This is a genomic window from Pseudomonas cerasi, from assembly GCF_027983475.1.
Classification (GTDB): Bacteria; Pseudomonadota; Gammaproteobacteria; order Pseudomonadales; family Pseudomonadaceae; genus Aquipseudomonas; species Aquipseudomonas cerasi.
Window position 1 is genome coordinate 321,516 of the sequence record NZ_JAQJVM010000001.1, and the last position, 22,179, is coordinate 343,694.

At 59.9% G+C, this 22,179-nt stretch carries 19 protein-coding genes; 4 read left to right on the plus strand and 15 right to left on the minus strand.

Going from position 1 to position 22,179, the window contains the following annotated elements:
- Nucleotides 1–158: 158 nt before the first annotated feature.
- Nucleotides 159–1,898, plus strand: a complete 1,740-nt coding sequence (locus PI739_RS01485; protein ID WP_128774833.1) for a dipeptidase — start codon at nucleotides 159–161, stop codon at nucleotides 1,896–1,898.
- Between the two features lie 105 nt (nucleotides 1,899–2,003).
- Here PI739_RS01485 and PI739_RS01490 read toward each other — a convergent pair whose 3' ends face one another.
- On the minus strand, nucleotides 2,004–3,260 hold the full coding sequence (locus tag PI739_RS01490; protein ID WP_054080699.1) for a sensor domain-containing diguanylate cyclase: 1,257 nt from the start codon (nucleotides 3,258–3,260) through the stop codon (nucleotides 2,004–2,006).
- Nucleotides 3,261–3,578: 318 nt separating this feature from the next.
- Here PI739_RS01490 and PI739_RS01495 point away from each other — a divergent pair, with 318 nt between their 5' ends.
- The gene (locus tag PI739_RS01495) at nucleotides 3,579–4,949 is read left to right on the plus strand and encodes a GntT/GntP/DsdX family permease (protein ID WP_060708740.1); all 1,371 of its coding nucleotides are present in this window, start codon (nucleotides 3,579–3,581) and stop codon (nucleotides 4,947–4,949) included.
- Nucleotides 4,950–5,000: 51 nt separating this feature from the next.
- On the opposite strand, the gene PI739_RS01500 is transcribed toward PI739_RS01495, so the two are convergent.
- From PI739_RS01500 to PI739_RS01565, 14 genes are all read right to left on the minus strand, one after another.
- Nucleotides 5,001–7,247, minus strand: coding sequence for a putative bifunctional diguanylate cyclase/phosphodiesterase (locus PI739_RS01500; protein WP_003433529.1), 2,247 nt, complete (start codon nucleotides 7,245–7,247; stop codon nucleotides 5,001–5,003).
- Between the two features lie 482 nt (nucleotides 7,248–7,729).
- Complete coding sequence (locus PI739_RS01505; RefSeq protein WP_080377280.1) at nucleotides 7,730–8,218, minus strand: NUDIX hydrolase; 489 nt, start codon at nucleotides 8,216–8,218, stop codon at nucleotides 7,730–7,732.
- 6 nt (nucleotides 8,219–8,224) lie between these two features.
- Nucleotides 8,225–8,911, minus strand: coding sequence for a GntR family transcriptional regulator (locus PI739_RS01510; protein ID WP_003365220.1), 687 nt, complete (start codon nucleotides 8,909–8,911; stop codon nucleotides 8,225–8,227).
- Complete coding sequence (gene hpxZ, locus PI739_RS01515) at nucleotides 8,908–9,303, minus strand: oxalurate catabolism protein HpxZ (RefSeq protein ID WP_054080701.1); 396 nt, start codon at nucleotides 9,301–9,303, stop codon at nucleotides 8,908–8,910. The genes PI739_RS01510 and hpxZ overlap by 4 nt, the downstream gene beginning before the upstream one ends.
- On the minus strand, nucleotides 9,303–9,980 hold the full coding sequence (locus PI739_RS01520; RefSeq protein ID WP_054080702.1) for a cysteine hydrolase family protein: 678 nt from the start codon (nucleotides 9,978–9,980) through the stop codon (nucleotides 9,303–9,305). The genes hpxZ and PI739_RS01520 overlap by 1 nt, the downstream gene beginning before the upstream one ends.
- Nucleotides 9,977–11,518, minus strand: coding sequence for an ABC transporter ATP-binding protein (locus PI739_RS01525; protein WP_187598567.1), 1,542 nt, complete (start codon nucleotides 11,516–11,518; stop codon nucleotides 9,977–9,979). Before PI739_RS01525 ends, PI739_RS01520 begins: the two co-directional genes overlap by 4 nt.
- Nucleotides 11,515–12,201, minus strand: a complete 687-nt coding sequence (biuH, locus tag PI739_RS01530) for a biuret amidohydrolase (protein WP_003365215.1) — start codon at nucleotides 12,199–12,201, stop codon at nucleotides 11,515–11,517. Before biuH ends, PI739_RS01525 begins: the two co-directional genes overlap by 4 nt.
- Nucleotides 12,202–12,205: 4 nt before the next feature.
- Nucleotides 12,206–13,222, minus strand: a complete 1,017-nt coding sequence (locus tag PI739_RS01535; protein WP_003365213.1) for a formamidase — start codon at nucleotides 13,220–13,222, stop codon at nucleotides 12,206–12,208.
- A gap of 25 nt (nucleotides 13,223–13,247) precedes the next feature.
- Nucleotides 13,248–14,168 (minus strand): ABC transporter permease, encoded by a 921-nt coding sequence (locus tag PI739_RS01540; RefSeq protein ID WP_046719875.1) that lies wholly within the window; start codon nucleotides 14,166–14,168, stop codon nucleotides 13,248–13,250.
- Nucleotides 14,161–15,270 carry an ABC transporter permease gene (locus PI739_RS01545; RefSeq protein WP_003433510.1) on the minus strand — a complete coding sequence of 370 codons (1,110 nt, stop codon included), beginning with the start codon at nucleotides 15,268–15,270 and terminating at the stop codon, nucleotides 14,161–14,163. Before PI739_RS01545 ends, PI739_RS01540 begins: the two co-directional genes overlap by 8 nt.
- A gap of 9 nt (nucleotides 15,271–15,279) precedes the next feature.
- Entirely contained in the window at nucleotides 15,280–16,389 is a 1,110-nt protein-coding gene (locus PI739_RS01550) for a BMP family ABC transporter substrate-binding protein (protein ID WP_003433508.1), read from the minus strand.
- 15 nt (nucleotides 16,390–16,404) lie between these two features.
- A complete protein-coding gene (atzF, locus tag PI739_RS01555; RefSeq protein ID WP_054080704.1) occupies nucleotides 16,405–18,210 on the minus strand; it encodes an allophanate hydrolase in 1,806 nt (601 codons plus the stop codon).
- Nucleotides 18,211–18,432: 222 nt separating this feature from the next.
- Nucleotides 18,433–18,813: a glyoxalase superfamily protein gene (locus tag PI739_RS01560; protein ID WP_054080705.1), complete on the minus strand. Its 381-nt coding sequence runs from the start codon at nucleotides 18,811–18,813 to the stop codon at nucleotides 18,433–18,435.
- Between the two features lie 39 nt (nucleotides 18,814–18,852).
- Nucleotides 18,853–20,274, minus strand: a complete 1,422-nt coding sequence (locus PI739_RS01565) for a sugar porter family MFS transporter (RefSeq protein WP_032609497.1) — start codon at nucleotides 20,272–20,274, stop codon at nucleotides 18,853–18,855.
- 381 nt (nucleotides 20,275–20,655) lie between these two features.
- Between PI739_RS01565 and PI739_RS01570 the strand changes: the two genes are divergently transcribed.
- Together PI739_RS01570 and PI739_RS01575 are read left to right on the plus strand one after the other, a co-directional pair.
- Entirely contained in the window at nucleotides 20,656–21,072 is a 417-nt protein-coding gene (locus PI739_RS01570) for an ester cyclase (protein ID WP_054080706.1), read from the plus strand.
- Nucleotides 21,073–21,168: 96 nt separating this feature from the next.
- The gene (locus tag PI739_RS01575) at nucleotides 21,169–21,795 is read left to right on the plus strand and encodes a glutathione S-transferase family protein (protein WP_003339874.1); all 627 of its coding nucleotides are present in this window, start codon (nucleotides 21,169–21,171) and stop codon (nucleotides 21,793–21,795) included.
- Nucleotides 21,796–22,179: the final 384 nt, after the last annotated feature.

Genomic DNA, 22,179 nt, shown 5'->3' on the forward strand with positions numbered 1-22,179 from the left:
CGCTGTTGTTGACGGCGTCTTGCAACATGGCCGCGCATTGTCCGAAGCGAAAGGGGAAAAGGGGATTCTCGCATCACTGCTCTTGGTGTAAGTTGAAACGCTTCCTGATCAAACGATCAGAAAATCCGCACGTTGCCTGCCAAGGAATGCCTTCAATAATGAACCTGTCACTCAAAAAACTGGCTGCCTCCACCTTGATACTGGCCAGTCTCTCGTCGTTCGCCAGTCTGGCAAATGCCACTGTCACTGCACAACAGAGCGCTGTCATTCTCCAGACATTCAGTGAGACATCGGTAAAGGATTTCAGGCAGTTTCTGAACAATCTCGCCAGCGCTGATGTGGTGAAAACTGCCGATTTTGGCCCGGCCATCAGCGCCTTTCTCGACAACAAGCAACTTTCCGCATCGCAACAGAACGATATTCATCGTCTGCTTGGTCTGTATACCCGCATGAAGTATGGCAGCGCGGCTACTGAAACCCTGCGCGAGCTGGTGGCGATTCCCACTGTTCGTGTCGACGGCGTTGCCCAGCATGAAAACCCGGCGTTCATAAAGATCGCCGACACGATCAAGCGCCTGGCCGAGGGCTTCAATCTGAAGTTCCGTAACGTCGATAACCGTGTGTATGAAGTGTCGCTCGACGGGGCTGGTGACGAAGTGGTGGGCATTCATGTGCATGCCGATGTTGTGCCGGTCACGCTGGACAACTGGGTCTTGCCTGACGGCACTCGTCTGGACCCGTTCAAGGTGACGTTGATCGGTGATCGCATGTATGGACGCGGCACTGAGGACGATAAGAACGGTATCGTGGTGGCGCTTTATGCCATGAAAGTCATCAAGGAAGAAAAGCTGCCGCTGGCCAGAAACTTCAAGTTGCTGATCGATACCACGGAAGAAACGGCCGGCGACGCCATCCCGTACTATTTTGAGCGTAACCCGACGCCCGCCTACAACCTGGCGCTGGATGGCGGTTATCCCGTCGTGATCGCAGAAAAAGGCTACGGCACGGTCATGGCCAGCTTTGCTCGACGCCACGCCGAGGGCGAGGGCGCCGAGATCGTTTCAATGACCGGGGGCATGGCCACCAATCAGATTCCATCGAAGTCGGTGGCCACTCTGGTGACCGACAAGCCTGCCGAGCTGGCTGCCAGCCTGCAACAGGCCGGTGCCGAGTACGTGAAAAGTAATGGCGGCGACTTCGAGGTCGATGCCCGCGTCGACGGCAAGGACGTCAAGCTGACGGTCACCGGTGTATCCGCACACTCGTCGGCACCCCAGTCCGGCGTCAACCCGGTCGCGAGGATGCTGGACTTCATCAACAGTCTGCGGGGCAAGGTTGCGCTCAAACAGAACCAGATCACCGACGCTGCCCGCTATGCCGCTGACAACTGGGGGCTCGATTATCTGGGCAGCAAGTTGGGCGTCGGGTTCTCCGACGACTTCATGGGGCCTCTGACCGCATCCCTGACTTACGTAGCAATGGATGAAAAGGCGTTCAAACTGGCGGTCAATCTGCGTGTGCCGAAGGGCAAGTCCCCGCAGGTCCTTAAATCCGAAATCGCTGAAAAGCTCGAGGCCTGGAGTACAAAAACTTCTATCAAGCCAGTGTTTGACTATTCCATCGCCGAGCCGATGTATCGCAATCCCGAGGGTGAGTGGGTCAAGGCGCTGCTGGCTGTTGCCAGTGAAAATCTCGGCATGGAGCACACCTTTGGCACGTCGGCTGGCGCTACGTCGGTCCATTCATTACCCAACGGTGTGCAGTTCGGTCTGGCAAGACCCGAAGTCAAATACACCGGCCATACGGATAACGAGTTCAAGACCACCGGACAGTTCTTGCTGGATCTGCAGATCGTCACCGAGATGATGGGGCGTATCGGACAGTTGCCGAAGCTCTGACACGATGTCCGGGCCTGTTGTAATGACAGGCCCGGTTTCGATGAGCGGTGTTCACTCCGATGCGTGGGCGAACGACGCGGATGACGAAGAAAGCCGGGTCCTTGCCTAAGCGCATTCCACACGGTTGCGGCCCAGGCGCTTGGCCTGATAGAGCGCCTGGTCTGCGCGCTGAATGAGGCTGGCGGCCGTTTCCCCGGCGCTCAGTTCTGCAACGCCCAGAGAAATGGTCACCGACCCTGTTTCCGGAATCACCAGGCTTTCAACGCTCTTGCGAATGCGCTCCGCGAGTTCGGCCGCCTGTTTCAACGAGCTGTCGGGCACCAGGATCAGAAACTCTTCTCCTCCCCATCGGGCGGCGACGTCCAACAGGCGGATACGCTGTTTGAGGATGGCCGCAACGCTGGTGATTACGCTGTCGCCGGCAGGATGGCCGTACCGGTCATTGACCGCCTTGAAATGATCGATATCGCAGATGATCAGACTGAACGGCTTGCCCGACATACTCACCGCAGGTATCTGTCGCTCAAGCGTATGCTCGGCTGAGCGACGGTTATCCAGCCCGGTCAGCGGATCGCTGTGAGCAATCTCCAGCAACTTTTGCTCACGGCCCAGGCGTGTGGTCACATCCTGGCTGATGCTGACGTAGTGGGTGATTGCGCCCTCCAGGTTACACAGCGGAGAAATGCTGTGTTCCGCATAGAACAGCGAGCCATCCTTGCGCTTGTTGATGAAGGTCGTGCGAAGCGGGGCGCCACTCTTCAGCGCTTCCTTGAATTGCGCATAGAACGCCTCATCGTGTTTTCCAGAGCTCAGTATCCGCGGGTTTTCGCCGAGGATTTCGCTGCTGCTGTAGCCAGTGATCTGCTGAAAAGCCTCATTGGCAAACACGATGGTGGAATTGCAGTCGGTGATGATAATCGGATCAAGCGCAGCGTTCAGTGCCTGCGCCAGCAGGTGTTGCTCACGCTCGGCCCGGATGCGCGGGCTGATGTTCTGCTGCACAGAGACAAAGTTGCACACCGAACCTGCATCGTCGCGCACGGGAGAAATTTTCCATTCGACGATGTAAGGACTTCCGTCCGCGCGGTAATTGACTGTCGACCCTTCGAAAAAAAGGCTTTCACTCAGGCATTCGCGCATCCGCTCGATCACTTGAGGATCGGTGTCCGGGCCTTGCAGGATCCGTGGCGAAGCACCGATCAATGCCTCGGCCGTGTAGCCGGTCATGGAGCAGAATGCCGGATTGACGTACACAATGAAGGGGCCGCCATTGGCCAGATTGGCGTCGGTGATCAATACGGCATTGAATGACTGTTCGACAACTGCTTCAAGCAAGGCAAGACGCTGACTGGATGAGGTCATCTGATTTCCTGTCGAGTGATCCGTTAATTGATCGCGGCTCTGATCAGATAATGTGTGACGCAATGCCGGTTGGACAATGGGTGCAGTGAGTTGGACCGCAGGCACCGAGCACTGGTTGCACGGGCACTATACCTCCAGGAAAAAACGCGCGCATGACTCCCCGTGCAGCGCCCAAGTATCTGAGCGGTTTGGCAAATATTAACTGCGACGCGATGTCGCATTCCGGTATCGTTCGGTCAATTGAAACTAATTGTTTCTGACTCTCTCGGGGTGCGCGCTGAAATGCGTCCTGAAAAAACGAATGCCAGGAGGTCTGCGTTGGATTTGTCGTCTGCTGCCTGGGTGTTTCACGACACCCGTCTGATTATCTGCTGCCTGATTGCCATTGCCACGATCATCGTGCTGATCAGCGCTACCCGGTTGCCACCTTTTCTCTCCATTCTCGTCGGCACGTTCATCGCCGGTATCGGCGCGGGTTTGCCAGCCGAGGCTGTCGCAAAAGCCTTTAGTAAAGGCGCAGGCAGCATTCTTGGCGAGGCCGGAATCATCATCGCGCTAGGGGCAATGCTTGGCGCGTTGATGGCCGAGTCGGGGGCGGCGGATCGTATTGCCTCCACCTTGCTCAGGCTGGGCAAGGGCCGCATGTTGCCCTGGATAATGGCGCTGGTGGCGATGGTCATCGGCTTGCCGCTGTTCTTTGAAGTCGGTCTGGTGCTGATGGTGCCGATCATCTTCGTCATGGCGCGTCAGTCCGGTCAGCCGCTGCTGAAAATCGCGATTCCGGCACTGGCGGGTATGACCACCTTGCACGCTTTGATGCCCCCGCATCCCGGCCCGTTGATTGCGGTCAGCGCGTTGCATGCCGATCTGGGGCTGACCATGCTGTTGGGGTTGTGCATTGCCGTGCCGGCGGTGATTCTCGCTGGTCCCTTGTACGGCAACTGGCTGTCCGGACGCATGCACGTTGCAGAGCCAGCCGAGCTCGGTGAATTGTTCAGTGCCAAGCCTGAAACCAGTCGCCAGCCAGGGTTCGGCATCTCGCTGCTGATCATCCTTTTGCCGGTGATCCTCATGCTCGGCAGCACCTTTGCCAAGATCGCCCTGGAGCCTGAAAGCAACATCGCGCTGACCTTGAAGTTTCTCGGTGAGCCGCTGGTAGCGCTGGGTATAGCGGTGCTGGCTGCTACGGTTTGTCTGGGCTGGGCCAACGGGCTTTCCCGTGAACACGTCGGCGGTACATTGCGCAAAAGCCTCGCGCCCATCGCGGTACTGTTGCTGACCATCGGCGCGGGTGGCGGCCTCAAGCAGACGTTGCTGGATGCGGGAGTCAGCCAGACCATCAGCAAAGTGGCGGAAGGTGCGCACATGCCTTATCTGCTGCTCGCCTGGCTGATTGCCGTGGCACTGCGTCAGGCCACTGGTTCCGCGACCGTGGCGACCACCACGACCGCAGGCATACTCGCGCCGATGATGGCCGGGCTTGCGCCGGTGCAGGCCTCACTGGTGGCGCTGGTGATCGGTGCCGGTTCGGTGTTCTTCTGCCACGTCAACGATGCAGGCTTCTGGATGGTCCGCGAATACTTCGGCCTGCAACTCAAGCAAACCATTTGGGTCTGGTCGGTGTTGCAGACCATCGTTTCGGTGGTCGGGCTGATCGGGACATTGCTGCTGTGGCACTGGCTGACGTGAAGCCCTGCGGGAGGGCCGGGAATCATTCCGGCCCATCAACGTCGGCGTAAATCAGGCAGTGCATTCGGCTGCGGACTTAATGATATGCAACAGTGCCTCTGAGCGCATCGGCCTGTTCAACAGATAACCCTGAAAGTAAGGGCAGCCCATTTTGCGCAGCAGGTTGTATTGTTCCGCTGTCTCCACACCTTCCGCCGTGATATCCAGGTCCAGTGCTCGGCCCAGCGACAGGATGCTGCTGACAATGGCTTCGCTGCGCTCATACGTCATCATTCGGGACACGAAGGAGCGATCGATCTTCACGGCATCGATCGGGTAACGGTCGATGTAGCCGAGCGAGCTGTAACCCGTACCGAAGTCATCCAGCGCTACTCTCACGCCGAGCTGCCTGATCTGTCGGAGAATCTCCGCGATCGCGTCAGGCTGATAGAGAAACACCGATTCGGTGACCTCGATCTGCAGCTGGCCCGCAGGCAGGCCGGTGGAGGCGATGATCCGTGTCACCTGATCGACGAACCCGGGATGGCTCAACTCTTTTCCGGACACATTGACATTGAGCCTCAGGTCCAGGTGAGGGAACTGCTTGCGCCAGGCCTGCACTTCGCTACAGGCCTGATGCATCACCCAGGCCCCCAACTCATGAATGATCCCGAGGTCTTCGGCAATCGGGATAAACGCATCGGGGGAAATGATGCCCATGGTGGCGTGGTTCCATCTGACCAGGGCTTCGGCTCCCACCAGATGCTCACAGTCGCCGCTGTAGATCGGCTGATAAAAAACCAGGAAATCCTTGTTTTCCAGTGCCTGGCGCAATGCATTCTGAATCACCAGCGTGTCGATGGCCGCCTCGCGCATCGAGGCGTTGAAGATGTTCCAGCGTCCTCTGCCCTGTTTTTTTGCGGAATACATGGCGACATCGGCGTCACGCAGTAACTCTTCGGGCTTGGTATGGCTTTCACCTGCGGTGACAATGCCGATGCTGCACGAGATGAAAATGTCCTGGCCTTCGATCTGTATTGCCGTGTGCAATTGACTGACGATACGTTCAGCCATTTTTACGGCAGTCTCCGGCTGATCCTTTCCCATCAGCAGAATTGCAAATTCGTCGCCGCCGATTCGCGCCAAAACGTCATTCGAGCGAACGCAGGTCTGCAATCGGTTCGCGACCGCCTTGAGCAACTTGTCACCGGCCAGGTGCCCCATGCTGTCGTTGACCACCTTGAAGCCGTCCAGGTCCAGAAAGAGTACCGTTGCCCGTTCGTAACGAGAGTCACGGGTTACAAAGGCCGTGGTCAATTCGTTCATCAGGTAAGCGCGGTTGAACAGTGAGGTCAGCTCATCGTGAAAAGCGATATAGGTCAGCTCTTCGGAAATACGCTCGCGTTCCTCCAGCCGGCTCTGTAACGCAAGCTTTTCCTCCCACTCCAGCCGAGCTCGCTGAGCCAGTTGCTGGGACTCCTTGCGCTCGGTGATATCGCGCTGCACGGATACCCAATGAGTGAACCAGCCTTTTTCGTTGGCCACCGGCACAATGCTCAGCTCGACCCAGAACTGGCTGCCATCCTTGCGGGTGTTGAGCAGTTCGACTTCAACCGGTCGCCAGTGACTGAGTGCCTCGCGAATAACGTCCAGCGTTGCCCGACTGGTGTCCTCACACTGCAGAATCCGTGGCGTGCGACCTATGACTTCGTCTTCCGTGAAACCGGTTATTGCCAGAAACGCAGGGTTGCAATAGACGATACGCGGGCCGGGCAGATCGATGGGTTCCGCTTCGGTGATAAGAATCGCGTCATTGGCGTTGATGACAACCGATTCAAGCAAGCGCAGGCGTTCGAACGAGGTGACCAGCGGGTTATTGGCTTCGGGATCACGTCCCGGTTGCAGGTAAGTACGAATATGAACAGCCTGGGCCTGCAGCGCATAACGTTGCGCTGCGCTCAGCACTGTTGCGTCATCGCTGTTGCTCAACAACATCGCGCCCAGCAACTCATGCCTGAAGCCACGAATCGCGACGTAGATCAGGGTAGGCCCTGAGCCATTCGCTTCGATTGCCTTCGCCGGGCTGTCCTGACCGACCAGCACCACGTCTCCATACGATGAGATCATCCTTAACCATGCTTCGTCCGCCTTGGTCTGGCTTTGACCAACGCTGACCAACTGCTCCCAGCCTGTAGCGCTGGATACCATCAGCAAAGCGGCGTTACACGAGGCGGAGTGAGCAGCGGCCTGCAATACCTTGGCAACATCTTCAATATTCTTTGGTATGACGTGGTCGTGCTCATAGCCCTGAGGGTTCATCGATCGCTATTCCTGAATGGCATGCATGTAGTCCGGATCCTGTTCGGCAGCGCATAAGCCGTGGACGCGTTCCGTGGACCTCTTCCAGCTGCGCTAAGAGATCGTCTGACGGGTTCAGCTGATTTTTTTCAGCCAGCACCACGTACAGACTTGATGTTGCTAAAAGACGTTTGGTCGAAGCGACGAGTGACCTACTGGATAACGTGCCCCTCAGTCAGCTGCGGATCGCACCTGCTGTTACGGCTCATGTTTAATACAGTGAGTTCTTGCTGATGCCTAAGTGCTATTACGCACTAATGTTTACGACAGGGCGGGTTTCAAAAGGTTGCATGGAAGAGTGGATGTCCGGATGGAGTGCTAGCCCTACTGCCGAGAGATAGTGCAAGGCAGATAGTCGAAGTTGGCTTGTTTATATGAATGGCCCGTGCAGAGAAGTTGAGGGAGTCGTTCGCAGTCATACCCGTTGTGGCATTACGATGCTGCTAGCGCTGAGTTTTAAAGACACCCGCTTTCTCGAGTACTCTCACTAGGTTATCGGGCTTGATGATTTCCATTGTCGAGTTCAGTTCATTGGCGGACCACCAATGATGCTCTGTCATGACCTGAGTTTCCTGCAGCGTCCATTCTGATCGAGAGACTATCTGACGCTCTGTGTGCACAACGTAATACCGCTCAACGGCGAGTACGGTTTCACCATCAGGGAGGAGCATCGGAAAACGTCTGTTGGCAACATGCCCGGCAACCGAATTGACCCTGATGCCGGTTTCTTCGCGCAGTTCACGCAGGGCGGCGGCCTCGAAAGTTTCGCCGTCCTCTACGCCCCCTCCAGGTGTTGCCCAATAATTGTCGCCGGCCAACGCCCCGGTTGTGTGCTGAAATCTGAACAGCAGTACCCTCATCGACGGACTGACGATTAACAGGCGCGATGATTTGCGCTCACGCAATGGTTTGTCTGCCTTGAAATTGGGCATGAAACCTCACGCCTCATACCGCCGTCGTGCATCACTGAGCATGGAAATCGTCAGTTTGCGTACTTCCAGTTTGCTGATCTCTACATGGGAGCGCAGCAGCAATAATGCTTCGTCGCGTTTGCGCGCCTGAAGGGCATTGAGGATTGCGGCGTGTTCGAGGTAGGTATGTTCGATACGGGCGCTTTTGAAGAAGTCCAGGCGGCGCACAATACGGATGCGCTCGGTCACTTCCTGATGGATGCGGGCCATTTCCAGGTTGCCTGACGCCGCCACCAGTTGGGTGTGAAACTGCTCATCGAGGTCGGCGACCACTTGCATGTCTATCTGCCAGCGGTCGCGATCGACCAACCAGTGCTGGCGCAGAATAGTGAGTTCCGGATGCACCTCGGCGGATGCACAAATGCGCTCGACCGCCGCGCACTCCAGCACGATGCGCAGATCGTAGAGTTGGTCGATCTGGTTGAAATCCAGAGGCTTGACTGACCAGCCACGTCGGAACTCGACGTCCAGGTAGCCTTCGCGCTGGAGGCGGTAGAGTGCGTCACGCACCGGTGTTCGCGAGACCTGATAACGGTCGGCCAGCTGGGTTTCGGTGAACCGGTCATAAGGCAGCAGATAGAAGTCGAAAATCTCCTGCTTGAGCCGCCGATAGACGTCTTCTGCCAGTGCGTTGGTGGTGTTCGGGGAATTCAAGGGCGTGGCTCCAGGCTGCTCAGGTCAATGCTGACATGTGCAGCAACGACTTTCCAGCCGCCCTCCAGTCGCGCCCAGGTCTGCATCTGCCGACCGAGGCGCTGGGTGACGCCATCGTGAAACTCGGTACTGACCGTGGCGAAGTCTTCACCGAAGGTGCTCACCACGGTACGCAGCAGCATGCGGCCCGGTCCGACCGGCTGGCACTGGCGCCGATAGCGCGCAATCGTGTCGGCGCCATGCAGGTTCTCCGCGACGCCGTAGCGGACGGTCTGTTCGGAATCCCAGAAATATGCATCCAGCGTGGTCAGTTCATTGGCCAGCAGGGCGCGTTCGTAGTCGTGAAAGGCGTGGGTCACTTCAGCGACCACGTGGGGGAGGTTGATGTCCATCAATGTGTACTCCTTGTCTGCAGCGCCTGCTCCAGGTCCGTCAGTGAGGCGACGCGGCCAACAATCCCGCCTTGTGCGGTGATCATCTCCAGCGTGGCCCGTTTGAATGCGGGGAAGTAGCTTTCGGTCGCGTCCTCGATCAGCAGGCAGCGATAACCCCGGTCATTGGCTTCACGCATGCTGGTCTGCACGCAGACTTCGGTGGTGACGCCTGCAAAGATCAAATGGGTGATCCCGGCGTCGGTCAGCCGCGGCTGCAGATCCGTGGCGAAGAACATGCCTTTGCCGGGTTTGTCGATGACCCACTCGCCAGCGAGCGGCGCCAGGGTGTCGATAATCTGATTGCCGGGTTCGCCGCGAATCAGGATGCGTCCCATCGGACCAGGATCGCCGATGCGCAGGCCCGGTGAGCCATGGTCACGTTTGGCTTGCGGGCAATCGGCAAGGTCCGGGCGGTGTGATTCGCGGGTATGGATCACTGCAATGCCTTCATCGCGGGCCAGCGTCAGCAGGCGTTGCACGGACGGTACGATGGCTTGCAACGGTGCGACGTCGTTGCCCAGTGCGGCACCAAAGCCGCCGGGTTCGAGAAAATCGCGCTGCATGTCGATGATCACCACAGCGGTCCGGGACGTGTCGAAGGCGAAGCTGTCAGGGCGCGCATTGACCTTGATCATGCCGGTTGCCCCGCGAGATGCTCGGCACCGGCCATGTGTCGGCCCAGCTCGGTACGGTCAGCGTCCGCTGCACTGGTTTCAAACACCAGCTCGCCGTCGTGGATAACCACGATGCGGTCTGCCAGGCTCAGCAGTTCGTCGAGGTCCTCACTGAGCAGCAGGACCGCTGTGCTGCTGTTGCGAGCGTCGATCAGGCGCTGGTGAATGAGCGCGACACTGGCGAAGTCCAGACCGAATACCGGGTTGGCGACGATCAGTACCGCGACGTCGTGGGTCAGCTCTCGGGCCAGTACAGCGCGCTGCACGTTGCCCCCTGACAAAGTGCCGATGGGCCGGTTCGGATCGTTGGGCGATACCTGAAACTGCTCAATCAGGCTGCGTGCTTGCACACCTGCGGCGCGACGATCCAGGCGCCAGCCCTGACGGCAGAGCGGCGGCTGGTCGAAATTGCGCAGGGCCAGGTTGTCAGCCACGCTGAACGTGCCGATGCAGGCGTTGCGCAGGGGCTCTTCGGGCAGGCTGAACACGCGCAGGCGTTGCATCTGTTCACGCCGCGCGTGGTAAGGCTGACCGTCGACCGCTATCTGCCCGGCGCTGAAGGCTCGCTGGCCTAGCAGCGCTTCGGTCAGTTCGCGCTGACCGTTGCCGGAGATACCTGCAACCCCGACGATCTCACCCGGGTGAACGGCCAGAGACAGGTTTTTCACCGCCAGCGTGCCTTTGTCGCCAGGCACCTCCAGGCCTGTCACCTGCAACTGCGGCGGGCGAGCCGCCATCGCTGGGCGCTCGGTGCTCACTCCGCGCACCTGTGCGTTGCCCATCATCCACGCTGCCATCTGTTGTGTGGTGGTGTCAGCCACTGCTGCACTGCCCACCCAGCGGCCTTTGCGCAAAACGGTGACGTCATCGGCGTAGGTGCTGACTTCGCGAAATTTGTGCGTGATCATCAAGACGGTCAGTTCGCCACGATGCGCCATCGCCTGCATCAGCCCCAGCACTTCGTCGGCTTCCTGTGGCGTGAGCACCGAGGTGGGTTCGTCGAGAATGACCAGTCGACGCTCCAGATACAGCTGTTTGAGGATTTCCAGTTTCTGCTTTTCGCCGGCCGCCAGGCTGCTGACCGGACGATGGATGTCCAGCCGAAAAGGCATTTTTGCCATGAACGCTTCCAGACGCTGGTGCTCGCAGGCCCAGTCGATACGCCACGGCAGATCGCCACGCGACAGCACCAGGTTTTCCGCCACGCTCAGGCCCGGCGCGACGGTGAAGTGCTGATACACCATGCCGATCTGCAACTGATGAGAGTCGCGCGGGGTGCGAATCTCGTGTTCGCGGTTGTCGATCAGAATGCTGCCCGACTGCAGCGGGCTGTAGCCGATGATGCCTTTGACCAGCGTACTCTTGCCGGCGCCGTTCTCGCCGAGCAGGGCGTGGACGGTGCCGGCGCGGACCTTGAAGGACACCTCGTCGAGTGCGCGAAACGCTCCGAAATGCTTGCTGGCACCAATCGTCTCAAGGCTCGGGGCGCGCATGTTCATGCTCCCAACAGGTCGCGAAGCATTGAGGAATGGCCGACTGCGCCGAACACGCCACCCTGCATTTTGACCATGCTCAGGGCCGCCGCATGATTGCCAGGGTCGGTCGCCCCGCAGCAGTCTTCCAGCAGCAGGCACTCGAAGCCACGGTCATTGGCTTCGCGCATGGTGGTGTGCACGCAGACGTCGGTGGTGATGCCGGTCAGGATCAGATTGTCGATGCCGCGAGTGCGCAGAATCAGTTCCAGATCGGTGGCGCAAAAGGAGCCTTTGCCGGGCTTGTCGAGCACGATTTCGCCGGGCAGCGGTGCCAGCTCGTCGATGATTTCCCAGCCCGGCTCGCCACGTACCAGAATCTTGCCGCACGGACCTGGGTCGCCGATTCCCGCGCCGATGCGCTGCGAACGCCAGCGTTTGTTGGCGGGCAAGTCGCTGAGGTCTGGGCGATGGCCTTCGCGGGTATGGATGATGGTGAAGCCCAGCGGGCGCATCGCGGCGAGCAACGCCTTGATCGGCTCGATGGGCGCACGGGTCAGTGCCAGGTCGTAACCCATGCTGTCCACGTAGCCGCCGACGCCGCAGAAATCGGTCTGCATGTCGATCACGATCAAGGCTGTGTTGTGCGCATGCAATTGGCCGTTCCAGGGCCAGGGGTAGGGCGCCGATGCAATATGACGTTCACTCATGGCATTACTCCTCCCAACTGCTGGGGGTAGGTTTGAAGTCGCGCTCGGGGGCCGCGAACCCGCACGAGCTGCCATCGGTATGCACGACATCGTTTTCCCACGGCAGACGGTACTGGCCTGCGCTCAGATCGTGCATGTAGGTGTAGGGACAGTCGCGTGCGCCGCCCTTGACCGCCACATAGCCGCGATGCCCGAATTGATAGATGTTGTTCTCCACGCCCCAGTGCACACGGGCTTCGCGGACCAGGTCGGGGCGCAGTTCGCAGCAGACGATTTCGTCGGCCCGGCCACCCCCTTCAGCCATGATCGTACCGTCGAAGTCGACAAACATCGCTTCGCCCATGGAGTCGAACGTGCCGTCGGAGCCGCACATGCAGACGCTTGCGGTCTGCATCAGGTTGGTGAAGGCGTTGCTCTGATTGGTGATCTTCCACGAGTGGCGGATCGGTGCGGTGTAACCCGCTGTGCGCAGCATGATGTCGGCGCCCTTGTAGGCGCACTCGCGGGCCATTTCCGGGAACATGCCGTCGTGGCAGATGATCAGCGCCAGCTTGCTGCCGCGCGGTCCGTCGCAGACCGGAATACCCAGATCGCCCGGCTCCCACGGTTCGACCGGCACCCACGGGTGCAGCTTGCGGTAGTACAGGCGGATGTCCCCGAGGTCATCGACGATCAGGCCGCTGTTGAACGGGTTACCGTGCGGGTTGGCTTCCATGATCGAGAAGCAGCCCCATATCCGGTGCGTCTTGCACGCCTCGCGCAGCGCAAGGACTTCCGGGCCGTCGAGGCTGCACATGATCTCCGGCGCCGTGCTCATCGACAGGCCGTGCAGCGAGTATTCGGGAAATACGATCAGGTCCATGCCCGGGTTGCTGCGTCGCGCTTTGGCAACCATGCCGACCACTTTCTGCGTCTGCGCCCACAGCGCCTCGCGCGTATGCGGATCGGGCAACGCCAGTTGCGCCAGGCCGATCACCACGCCCTTGGGCGACTTGTTCAAACCACCAAGACCACTGGCCATGCAATGTCTCCTCGAAAAGATCAGTTCATCGCGTCAGGCTGAGTTCGCCCGGCGCGCCATTCAGAGTGCGACCACGGCGGCAGGTGGCGTACATCACCACCAGCGTCAGCGCATAAGGTGCTGCGGCAAACAGGTAGTAGCCGGTGCTGATACCGACCGCTTGCAGGGCCGGGCCGATGGCACCGGCAGCGCCGAACAGCAACGACGCCCACAGACACGCCAACGGGCGCCAGCGGGCAAAGATCACCAGCGCCACGGCCATCAGTCCCTGACCGCTGGACAGCCCTTCGTTCCAGCTGCCGGGGTAGTAGAGCGACAGATAGGCACCGCCGATACCGGCCAGCCCACCACCCACCGCAGTGGCCACAATGCGTACCTTGAGCGGTCGATAGCCCAGCGCCTGAGCGGTTTCAGCGTGGTCGCCGACCAGACGCAGCATCAGCCCCCAGCGCGTGGTGCGCAGCCCCCAGTGCAGAACGAACGCCAGGGCTGCACCGACGAAGAACAGCACATTGATGTTCAGCGCCGAGCGCACGCGTTCTTCGCTGCTCCAGGCTCCCAGCGCCAGTGAAGGCAGCATGGGCGCCTGTGGCTGGATAAAGGCTTTGCCGAGAAAGAACGCCAGGCCGGTGCCGAGCAGAATCAGCGCGATGCCGAACGCGATGTCGTTGACCCTTGGCAACGAGCACGCCAGCCCATGCAGCAGGCCCAGCAGAATGCCGACCCCTGCAGCCGCGCCCACCCCCAGCCATGCCGATCCGCTCAGGCACGCGATGGCATATCCGGACATGGCGCCAGCCACCAGAATGCCCTCCAGTCCCAGGTTGATCCGGCCGCTCTTCTCGGTCAGGCATTCGCCCAGGCTGACGAACAGAAAAGGTGTGCCGACGCGGATAGCGCCGGCCAGCAGGGCGAGGAGAAAGGTAGTCAGGTCGATATCAGCCATGTTGCAGTGCTCCCTTGTCGAGTGACGCGGGTGACGCCGTCAGCCTGATCTTCCAGGCGGCGATACGCCCACCCAGGGCTTCCCAGAGCAGCAGATTGGTGAACAGCAGACCTTCAAGAATCAGCGTGGTGGCGTCTGGCAGACCGAGTCGTCGTTGCAGCAGTCCGCCACTGGCCTCCAGCCCGCCAAGCAGGATGGCGCAGACGATAATTGCCAGCGGATGATGGCGAGCGGCGAAAGCCACGAGGATGCCGCTGGTGCCATAGCCTGCGATCAGCGCGGCGTTGGCGCTGCCTTGCACTGCGGTGACCTCGAACATGCCGGCCAGACCCGCCGCCGCACCGCCCAGCAGGCAACTGAGCATGATCAGCCGGTCCACGGGCAAGCCGATCATCAGCGCGGTACGCACGTTGCCGCCGACCACGGCGAGGGCAAACCCCTTGACGCTGTGGCGCACCAGCACATACGCCAGCAGGCAGGCGACGACGCCCGCCACCAGTCCCCAGTGCACCTCGAAACTGTCGCTGATCGTGCCGATCATGTAGGCATCGTCCAGCGGCGGCGTCGAAGGCTTGTTCAGGCTTGCCGGGTCGCGCAGAGGGCCTTCCACCAACTGCCGGAACAGTGCCAGGGCGATGTACGAAAGCAGCAGGCTGCTGATCGTTTCATTGACCCCGCGACGCTGGCGCATCCAGCCACTCAGACCGATCCACAGTGCGCCCACGGTCATTGCCGCGACGGCCATGCAGGCAAGCATCAAACCGGCTGGCAGATGGCTGAGCCACAAGGGTGTCACTGCGGCAGCCAGGCCGCCCAGTACCAGCGCACCTTCACCGCCGATGATGATCAGCCCGGCTCGCGCGGGCAGGGCGACGCACAGCGCGGTCAGCATTAGCGGCGCGGCGCGTTGCAAGGTGTTTTCCAGGGCGAACCACGAGCCGAACGCGCCTTCGCCGACCAAGTGCAGCGCCTGCCAGGCAGGCTTGCCCTGAACCGCCAGAAACAGCCCGAACAGCACGCACGAGGAAAACACTGCCAGCACTGTAGGCAACCCTGGCAACAGCGCGCTGGCCAGGCGGCGCAGACTTATCGATGAACTCATGAACGTTCCTCAGATCTGGCCAAGCACGCCTTCGACCAGGTAATTCATGCTCTCCAGCGCAATGTCGGTCTGGCCTTGTGCAACACCATCGGCAATCACCACGTTGCCCTTGTTGTCCTTGAGCGGGCCTTTGAAAATCACGAACTGACCGGCCATCATCTGCGCCTTGATGGCATCCGCTTTCTGTTTGGCGTCGGCTGTTACCGCAGGCCCGTAGGCGGACGTTTTGACGAAGCCTTCCTTCAGCCCGCCGCGCAGGAAGTTGATCATCGGCGCGCCGCTCTGGGCTGCCGCGACGTGAGCACGATAAGGCGTCTCCCAGTTCCATTCGGCACCGGTCAGGTAGCCCTTGGGCGCCAGCGCAGCCTGGCTGGCGTGATAGCCACAGGTCATCACACCGCGTTTTTCAGCTGTCTCGACAATCACCTTGGGCCCGTCGACATGGCAGGTCAGCACGTCACAACCCTGGTCGATCAGGCCGTTGGCAGCTTCTGCTTCCTTGACCGGCAGCGACCAGTCACCGGTGAAGATCACCGTGGTGACGATGCTCGGGTCGACCGAGCGGGCTCCCATGGCGAACGCGTTCAGGTTGCGCAGCACTTGCGGCACAGGTTTGGCGGCGACGAAACCGAGCTTTTTGCTCTTGCTCATGTGCCCGGCGATCACGCCGTTGAGGTATTGCGCTTCGTCGATGTACCCGAAAAAGCTACCCGCGTTCATCGGGTCGCGACCTTTCTGCCAGAGACCGCCGCAGTGCGCGAAACGGACGTCCGGGTACTTTTTGGCGACCTTGACCACGTGCGGTTCGAAATAGCCGAACGAGGTGGGGAAAATCAACGTGGCGCCGTCCTGACGGATCATGGCTTCCATGGTCTTCTGTACGGCCACGGTTTCCGGAACGTTTTCTTCCTCGATCACTTTGACGTTGGGCAGCGTCTTGATGATGGCCGCTGCCTGAGCGTGGGCCTGGTTGTAACCAAAGTCGTCACGAGCGCCGACGTAGATAAAACCCACTACCAACGGCGCATCGGCTGAATAGGCGCGACCGAAAGGCAGCGCTGCGCTCAGGCCGATAATGCCCGCCAACTTGATGAAACTGCGACGATCAACATTCGACATGTGTGCTACCTCGGGTCATTGAGCGATGGAAGATGTGTGCGCGGCGCGGTAGGCGCGCCAGCCTTTGTAATCGGTGATGTCCAACGCGCCTTCAAGGCCGCCAGGCTCACAGATGAAACCCTTGACCCACTGGCCGTCGGCCAATTGCAGCGAGCCGATGCCCAGTGGTGCGGGAATGGCTGCGACGAAGGCGCCGAACTGGCTCAGCGGCATTTCCCAGACTTCTATCTCGATGCTCGCGCCCTGTTCAGCGACGCGCACCAGTCCCGGTTTCGGCGGTGTCGTTGCTGCCAGCGCATACAGGCGGTAATCCGCGCTGGTGGTTGTGGTGCGCAGCAGGCGCGCGCCACCTTCGAGCAATTGCCAGTTGAGTGGCTGGCCAACGAGGTGTGCACCGACCACTGCAACCTGCACGGTCGGGCTGTTATAGGGCAGGGGAGCCATCGCCACGGCGTCACGCTGGTCAGCCTGGCCGAACAGCGGCTGCCAGGCAGCGGCGATCTCCGCCAGGCGCTGATCGGCACCGGCCGGGCCAATCAGCGTGATGCCCGCAGGCAGTCCGTCCGCGCGGCGATCTGCCGGGATGGCGATGGCGCACATGTTCATCAGGTTGACGAAGTTGGTGTAATAGCCAAGCTGCGAGTTGAGCTCGACCGGATTGCCGAGCACCGCTTCGATGGTCGGCATGCACGGCGCGGTCGGCACCACCAGCACGTCGATGTCGGTCAGCAACTGCTGCGCAGCGCGGGTCAGTTCTGCCAGGCGATAGCGGGCGTTGAACGTGTCCACGGCGTCGAATGAATCCGCGCTCTGCACAATGCCGCGCACCACGGGATGAATGTCGGCCGCGTTGCTGGCGAAGAATTCGCCGATGGCAGCGCGGCGTTCCGCCACCCACGGGCCCTGGTACAGCAGGGCAGCCGCCTCGGCGAACACGTCGAACTCGATAGCGCTGACCGTCACCAGCGGGTCGTTTTGCAGGGCTTCCAGCGTTTTGAGGTAAGCCGCCTTTGCCTGCTCGTCACCGAAAAACTCGCAGTACCGCGCGACGGCGACACGCCGAACCCTGCGCTGTACCGGCAATGCCTGCACGGCCGCACTGGACGCATCCAGCGGGTCGTAAGCTGCAATGACCTGCGCGACCTGCCAGGCTTGCATCACATCGTTGGCAAAGATGGATGGGCAGTCTAGCGTGCGGCAGGCAGGTACGACACCGCGGCTGCTGAACAGACCAAGGCTGGGCTTGAGGCCGACGATGCCGTTGAAGCCGGCTGGCACGCGGCCTGAACCTGCGGTGTCCGTGCCCAGTGCAAAACTGACGTAGCCACGCGCTACTGCCACTGCCGAGCCGGAACTCGAACCGCCGCTGACGTAGGCCGGATCATGCGCATTGCGCACTGCGCCGTAGGGTGAACGGACGCCCACCAGGCCAGTGGCGAATTGATCGAGATTGGTCTTGCCCATCAGGATCGCGCCGCTGTCGAGCAGCAGTTGCACAACGTGAGCACTGTCCTCGGGCACGTAGGCGTACGCCGGGCAGGCAGCCGTGGTGGGCATCTGCGCTACGTCGAAATTGTCCTTGACCGCAAAGGGCACGCCGAACAGCGGCAACCGGTCATACAGCGCATCGCCCAGTTGTTCGGCGATACTCTCCAGCGCCTGTGCCCGCTCGACAAGCTGTGGCAGCGGGACGCGATGAATCCAGACCTCTGCCCGGTCATCCGCATCAATGTGCGCGGTCAGGTTCTGCACCAGTGTCGTCAGCGTGGTTTCGCCCGAGCGGAGCGCCGACTGAAGTTCAGGGATATCGAGTGCGGTCATGGTGGTGTTCATTCATGTATACAAGATGAGCTGACGCGTTTGCACGTTACGGGCCAAGGTCAGCCGGAGGACGATTTACGGTGGGGTTACTGGCTATTGGCGGGGCGTTGCGCTGCAGTCATGCGTCATGTTTGCGCTTGAATGTGTCTGCGTGCACAAAGATAGGTCATGTCAGCCGCAGGGCGAATGTAGCGCCGCGCGGCTGACATCAATGCAGGGTTCTCAGCTCTCGCAGAACCTGAGCCGGTTACCGAACGGGTCGCAGACTTCCAGTGTCTTTCCCCAGCCTTGCTGAACGATGTCCGGGCGGGCGTAGCCATACTGCTTGCCGATCAGTTCATCGCGCAATTGCTCGATGTTCTGCGTCGGGATGAACACCGCCGCACCTGGACAGGCATCACCGTGATGTTCGGAAAGGTGCAGGTTCAGCCCATTACGGCTGATGCCCAGATACAACGGCAGATCCGCTTCGAAGCGGTGCTCGAATTCAATGCTGAAACCGAGAAAGTCGATGTAAAACTCACGCGCCTTGCGTTCATCGAATATCCGCAGGATCGGGATGGCACTGGTGAAGGTCACGGTGGCTGGCTCGGTCGTGGGCATCGCTATTCCTTTAGTTGAGGTTCAGTGGACAGGCGCCCATTACAGCTCTTTCTTCAAATGTTTTTCGATTTGCTCCAGTGACTTGCCCTTGGTTTCCGGCAGGCACAGGAACACGAAAATCAACGAGCCAATGTTGATGGCGGCGAAGATGAAGAACGTCGGGTTGCCGATGGTATCGACCGCAATCGGGAATGTGAACGCTACCGATGCGTTGAACAGCCACTGCATCGATACCGCCGTGCCGGTCAGCAAGCCGCGTACCTGCATGGGGAACAGTTCTGACATCAGCAGCCAGTAAACCGGCGAGATGCACATCTGCATGAACAGCAGAAACACCAGAATGCAGGCGAGGGCGGTGTAGCTCTGGGTCATGTTCTGCGGCATGAACTGCAACACGCAACCGAGCGCTGCCTGCATCAGAATGACGATGACCAGACCGGTCATCAGCAAATGCCGGCGCCCGTAGCGGCCGATGGCCCAGATGCCCAGCAAGGTCGCGATGACTGATACCACACCGTTGCCGATCGTCGCGGTCAACGCAGCGTTAGTGCCCATCCCGGTGTTCTTGAGAATGATCGGCGTGTAGTACATAAACGCGTTCACCCCCGTGAACTGCGCGGTGAAGCCCAGCCCTACACCGATCAGCAACAACTTGATGACCCAGCGCTGACGCAGCAATTCTCTTGCTTTCGGGCGATGGCGAGCTTCTTCGTCCTGCGCCTTCATCTCGTCGACTTCACGCTGCGCGTCCTGTTTGCTGGGGCGCAGTTGCTCCAGCACGTCCTGCGCTTCGTCGAAACGGCCTTTGGAGGCCAGCCAGCGCGGCGACGCAGGTACGAAGAACGTACCAACCAGCAGCAACACCCCTGGCACCATGGCGACGGCCAACATGTAACGCCAGATCCCCGGCGTATGCAGCAAGGCCGCCATGACCGCACTCAGCACATAGGCGAGCAGCTGGCCGCTGACGATCATCAGTTCGTTACGGCTGACCAGCCGCGCACGCCGTGACGGACCTGCGATCTCGGCGATGAACACCGGCACTGTTGCAGAGCCGCCGCCCACTGCGATACCCAGCAGGAAGCGCGCTGCGATCATGAACGGAATGGACGGCGCAATAGCAGTGCCCAGTGCGCCCGCAATAAAGAGCACTGACAGCAGGCGTAAGGTGAGGCGGCGTCCGAAGCGGTCGGAAATATAACCACTGGCAAGCGAGCCGAACGCGGCGCCGACAATCAGTGACGCGGTGACCATCCCTTCGCTGTAAGCATCCAGACCCAGCCCGCCCTGATCGGCGGGCAGTGTCATGAACGGCAGGGCACCGGCGATGATGCCAGTGTCATACCCGAACGCCAGTGCGCCCATGGTCGCCACAAGCACAGAGATAAAGATGAGTCGATTCGATGAAGCGCGTTGCCGGCCTTGCTGGCCCGCCGCTGCTGAGGTGCTACTTGAAGACATGAATCTGAAGTCCTTGGCTTGAAACCAGCGTTGCGCCAGTACATGGATGTCACGCTTAGGGCGATGTCGGCCGTGCTAGTTCCCTACAAACCTGCTCAGGATTGTTTTCCTGGCGAAAGCCTTGAGCTTGAGGCTGCTGAAACGATTAACTTTTCCTTGTCATAAACGCCCCTGTTTCCCCCTTTCGCTGTCAATGAAATTCAGTTTTTTTGACTGGTAAAAATGCTTTTCATTGATTTCCAAGCAGTTTTTATCTGGCACATGCGCTGCTGTCATTACTCTCTCTCTCTGCGCCGCTCATAAGCGCTACAGTAAGACAGCAGAGGTGTGCGGCCTTTTCAACGAGGCTGCGTCGGTATCTTTTGAAAAAGAGGGCGCAACATGAACCTGGCCGAGCAGTACCGTGCCTACATCGCCTGTCTCAACGAGCGTCGCTGGCAGGACCTGGGCAATTTCGTCGACGACGGTGTGCACTACAACGGCGAGCGGATCAGTCTGGCCGGTTACCGGGCGATGCTGGAAAACGACGTCAGGATCATTCCCGACCTGCGTTTCAATATCGACCTGCTGGTGGTCGAAGCGCCACAGATTGCCGCCCGTCTGCTCTTCAACTGCTCGCCGCAAGGGCGTTTTCTCGGGCTGGAGGCGCGTGGCCAACGCATCACCTTCAGCGAAAACGTGTTCTATACCTTTGCTGACGGCAAGATCATCGGCGTCTGGTCGGTTATTGATAAAGCGGCAGTGGAGCGCGAGCTTCGTGGCGAAGCGGCGGGCGCCTCGAGTGACAGAAGCACCTGAATGAATTCGTTACGTTCATCGAAGTAAAATCATTTCAGGGCACTCCGGGGTAGTAGCGCAGTCTTTTTTAGACACTCTCACCCGGCGGAGCCTCACATGATCACTGTCCATCACCTCAACAACTCACGTTCGCAGCGTATTCTGTGGCTGCTCGAAGAGCTCGACCTGCCCTACGAAATCAAACGTTATCAGCGCGACCCGAAAACCAACCTTGCGCCACCCGAGCTCAAGGCCGTACATCCGCTGGGCAAATCACCTGTCATCGAAGATGGCCCGCATGTCGTCATCGAGTCCGGTGCCATTGTCGACTACCTGATTCGCCGTCATGGCGACGGTCGTCTGCAGCCGGACCCGGCCAGCGCTACCTACGACGAGTACGTGCAATGGCTGCACTTCGCTGAAGGCTCGGCGATTCTGCCGCTGATGCTCAACCTGTACGTCGGGCGCCTGGGTGACGCGGGTGCGCCATTGCATCCGCGTATCCAGTCGGAGCTGGCCAACTACCTGGGCTATCTGAACGAAGCCCTGGGTCTGACGCCGTATCTGCTTGGCGATGAGCTGAGTGGTGCGGACATTCAGATGAGCTTTATCGGCGAGTTTGCCAAGGCTCAGGGAATGCTGCAGCCGTACCCGAACGTGACCGCGTGGGTTGAAAGGCTGCAGGGCAGACCTGCGTACCGCAAGGCTTTGGAGCAGGGCGGGGAATATTCCTTTGCCAAGTAACCGCCGTGCCTGAAGCGCTTGCAGCGCACGATACTCGGGCTGATCGTTCCTCACGCTTCAGCCTGTAGATGCAGTTCTCGACGCTCTGCGTCGCAAGAGGACGCGGAGCGTCCAGAAAGGCATACGACGCAGAGCGTCGTACGATAGTTGCGATGATCGTTCCTCACGCTTCAGCGTGTAGATGCAGTTCTAGATGCTCTGCGTCGCAAGAGGACGCGGAGCGTCCAGAAAGGCATACGACGCAGAGCGTCGTACGATAGTTGCGATGATCGTTCCTCACGCTCCAGCGTGGGAATGCAGTTCTCGACGCTCTGCGTCGCAAGAGGACGCGGAGCGTCCGGAAAGGCATACGACGCAGAGCGTCGCACGATAGTTGCGATGATC

Bases quoted from the DNA above. Each gene is read 5' to 3' on its own strand.
- PI739_RS01575 (WP_003339874.1), top strand. From the start codon at position 21,169: ATGATCACTGTCCATCACCTCAACAACTCACGTTCGCAGCGTATTCTG.
- PI739_RS01560 (WP_054080705.1), bottom strand. From the start codon at position 18,813: ATGCCCACGACCGAGCCAGCCACCGTGACCTTCACCAGTGCCATCCCG.
- PI739_RS01550 (WP_003433508.1), bottom strand. From the start codon at position 16,389: ATGTCGAATGTTGATCGTCGCAGTTTCATCAAGTTGGCGGGCATTATC.
- PI739_RS01565 (WP_032609497.1), bottom strand. From the start codon at position 20,274: ATGTCTTCAAGTAGCACCTCAGCAGCGGCGGGCCAGCAAGGCCGGCAA.
- PI739_RS01540 (WP_046719875.1), bottom strand. From the start codon at position 14,168: ATGGCTGATATCGACCTGACTACCTTTCTCCTCGCCCTGCTGGCCGGC.
- PI739_RS01525 (WP_187598567.1), bottom strand. From the start codon at position 11,518: ATGAACATGCGCGCCCCGAGCCTTGAGACGATTGGTGCCAGCAAGCAT.
- PI739_RS01545 (WP_003433510.1), bottom strand. From the start codon at position 15,270: ATGAGTTCATCGATAAGTCTGCGCCGCCTGGCCAGCGCGCTGTTGCCA.
- PI739_RS01490 (WP_054080699.1), bottom strand. From the start codon at position 3,260: ATGACCTCATCCAGTCAGCGTCTTGCCTTGCTTGAAGCAGTTGTCGAA.
- atzF (WP_054080704.1), bottom strand. From the start codon at position 18,210: ATGACCGCACTCGATATCCCTGAACTTCAGTCGGCGCTCCGCTCGGGC.
- PI739_RS01500 (WP_003433529.1), bottom strand. From the start codon at position 7,247: ATGAACCCTCAGGGCTATGAGCACGACCACGTCATACCAAAGAATATT.
- PI739_RS01505 (WP_080377280.1), bottom strand. From the start codon at position 8,218: ATGCCCAATTTCAAGGCAGACAAACCATTGCGTGAGCGCAAATCATCG.
- PI739_RS01570 (WP_054080706.1), top strand. From the start codon at position 20,656: ATGAACCTGGCCGAGCAGTACCGTGCCTACATCGCCTGTCTCAACGAG.
- PI739_RS01485 (WP_128774833.1), top strand. From the start codon at position 159: ATGAACCTGTCACTCAAAAAACTGGCTGCCTCCACCTTGATACTGGCC.
- PI739_RS01520 (WP_054080702.1), bottom strand. From the start codon at position 9,980: ATGATCAAGGTCAATGCGCGCCCTGACAGCTTCGCCTTCGACACGTCC.
- PI739_RS01535 (WP_003365213.1), bottom strand. From the start codon at position 13,222: ATGGCCAGTGGTCTTGGTGGTTTGAACAAGTCGCCCAAGGGCGTGGTG.
- hpxZ (WP_054080701.1), bottom strand. From the start codon at position 9,303: ATGGACATCAACCTCCCCCACGTGGTCGCTGAAGTGACCCACGCCTTT.
- biuH (WP_003365215.1), bottom strand. From the start codon at position 12,201: ATGAGTGAACGTCATATTGCATCGGCGCCCTACCCCTGGCCCTGGAAC.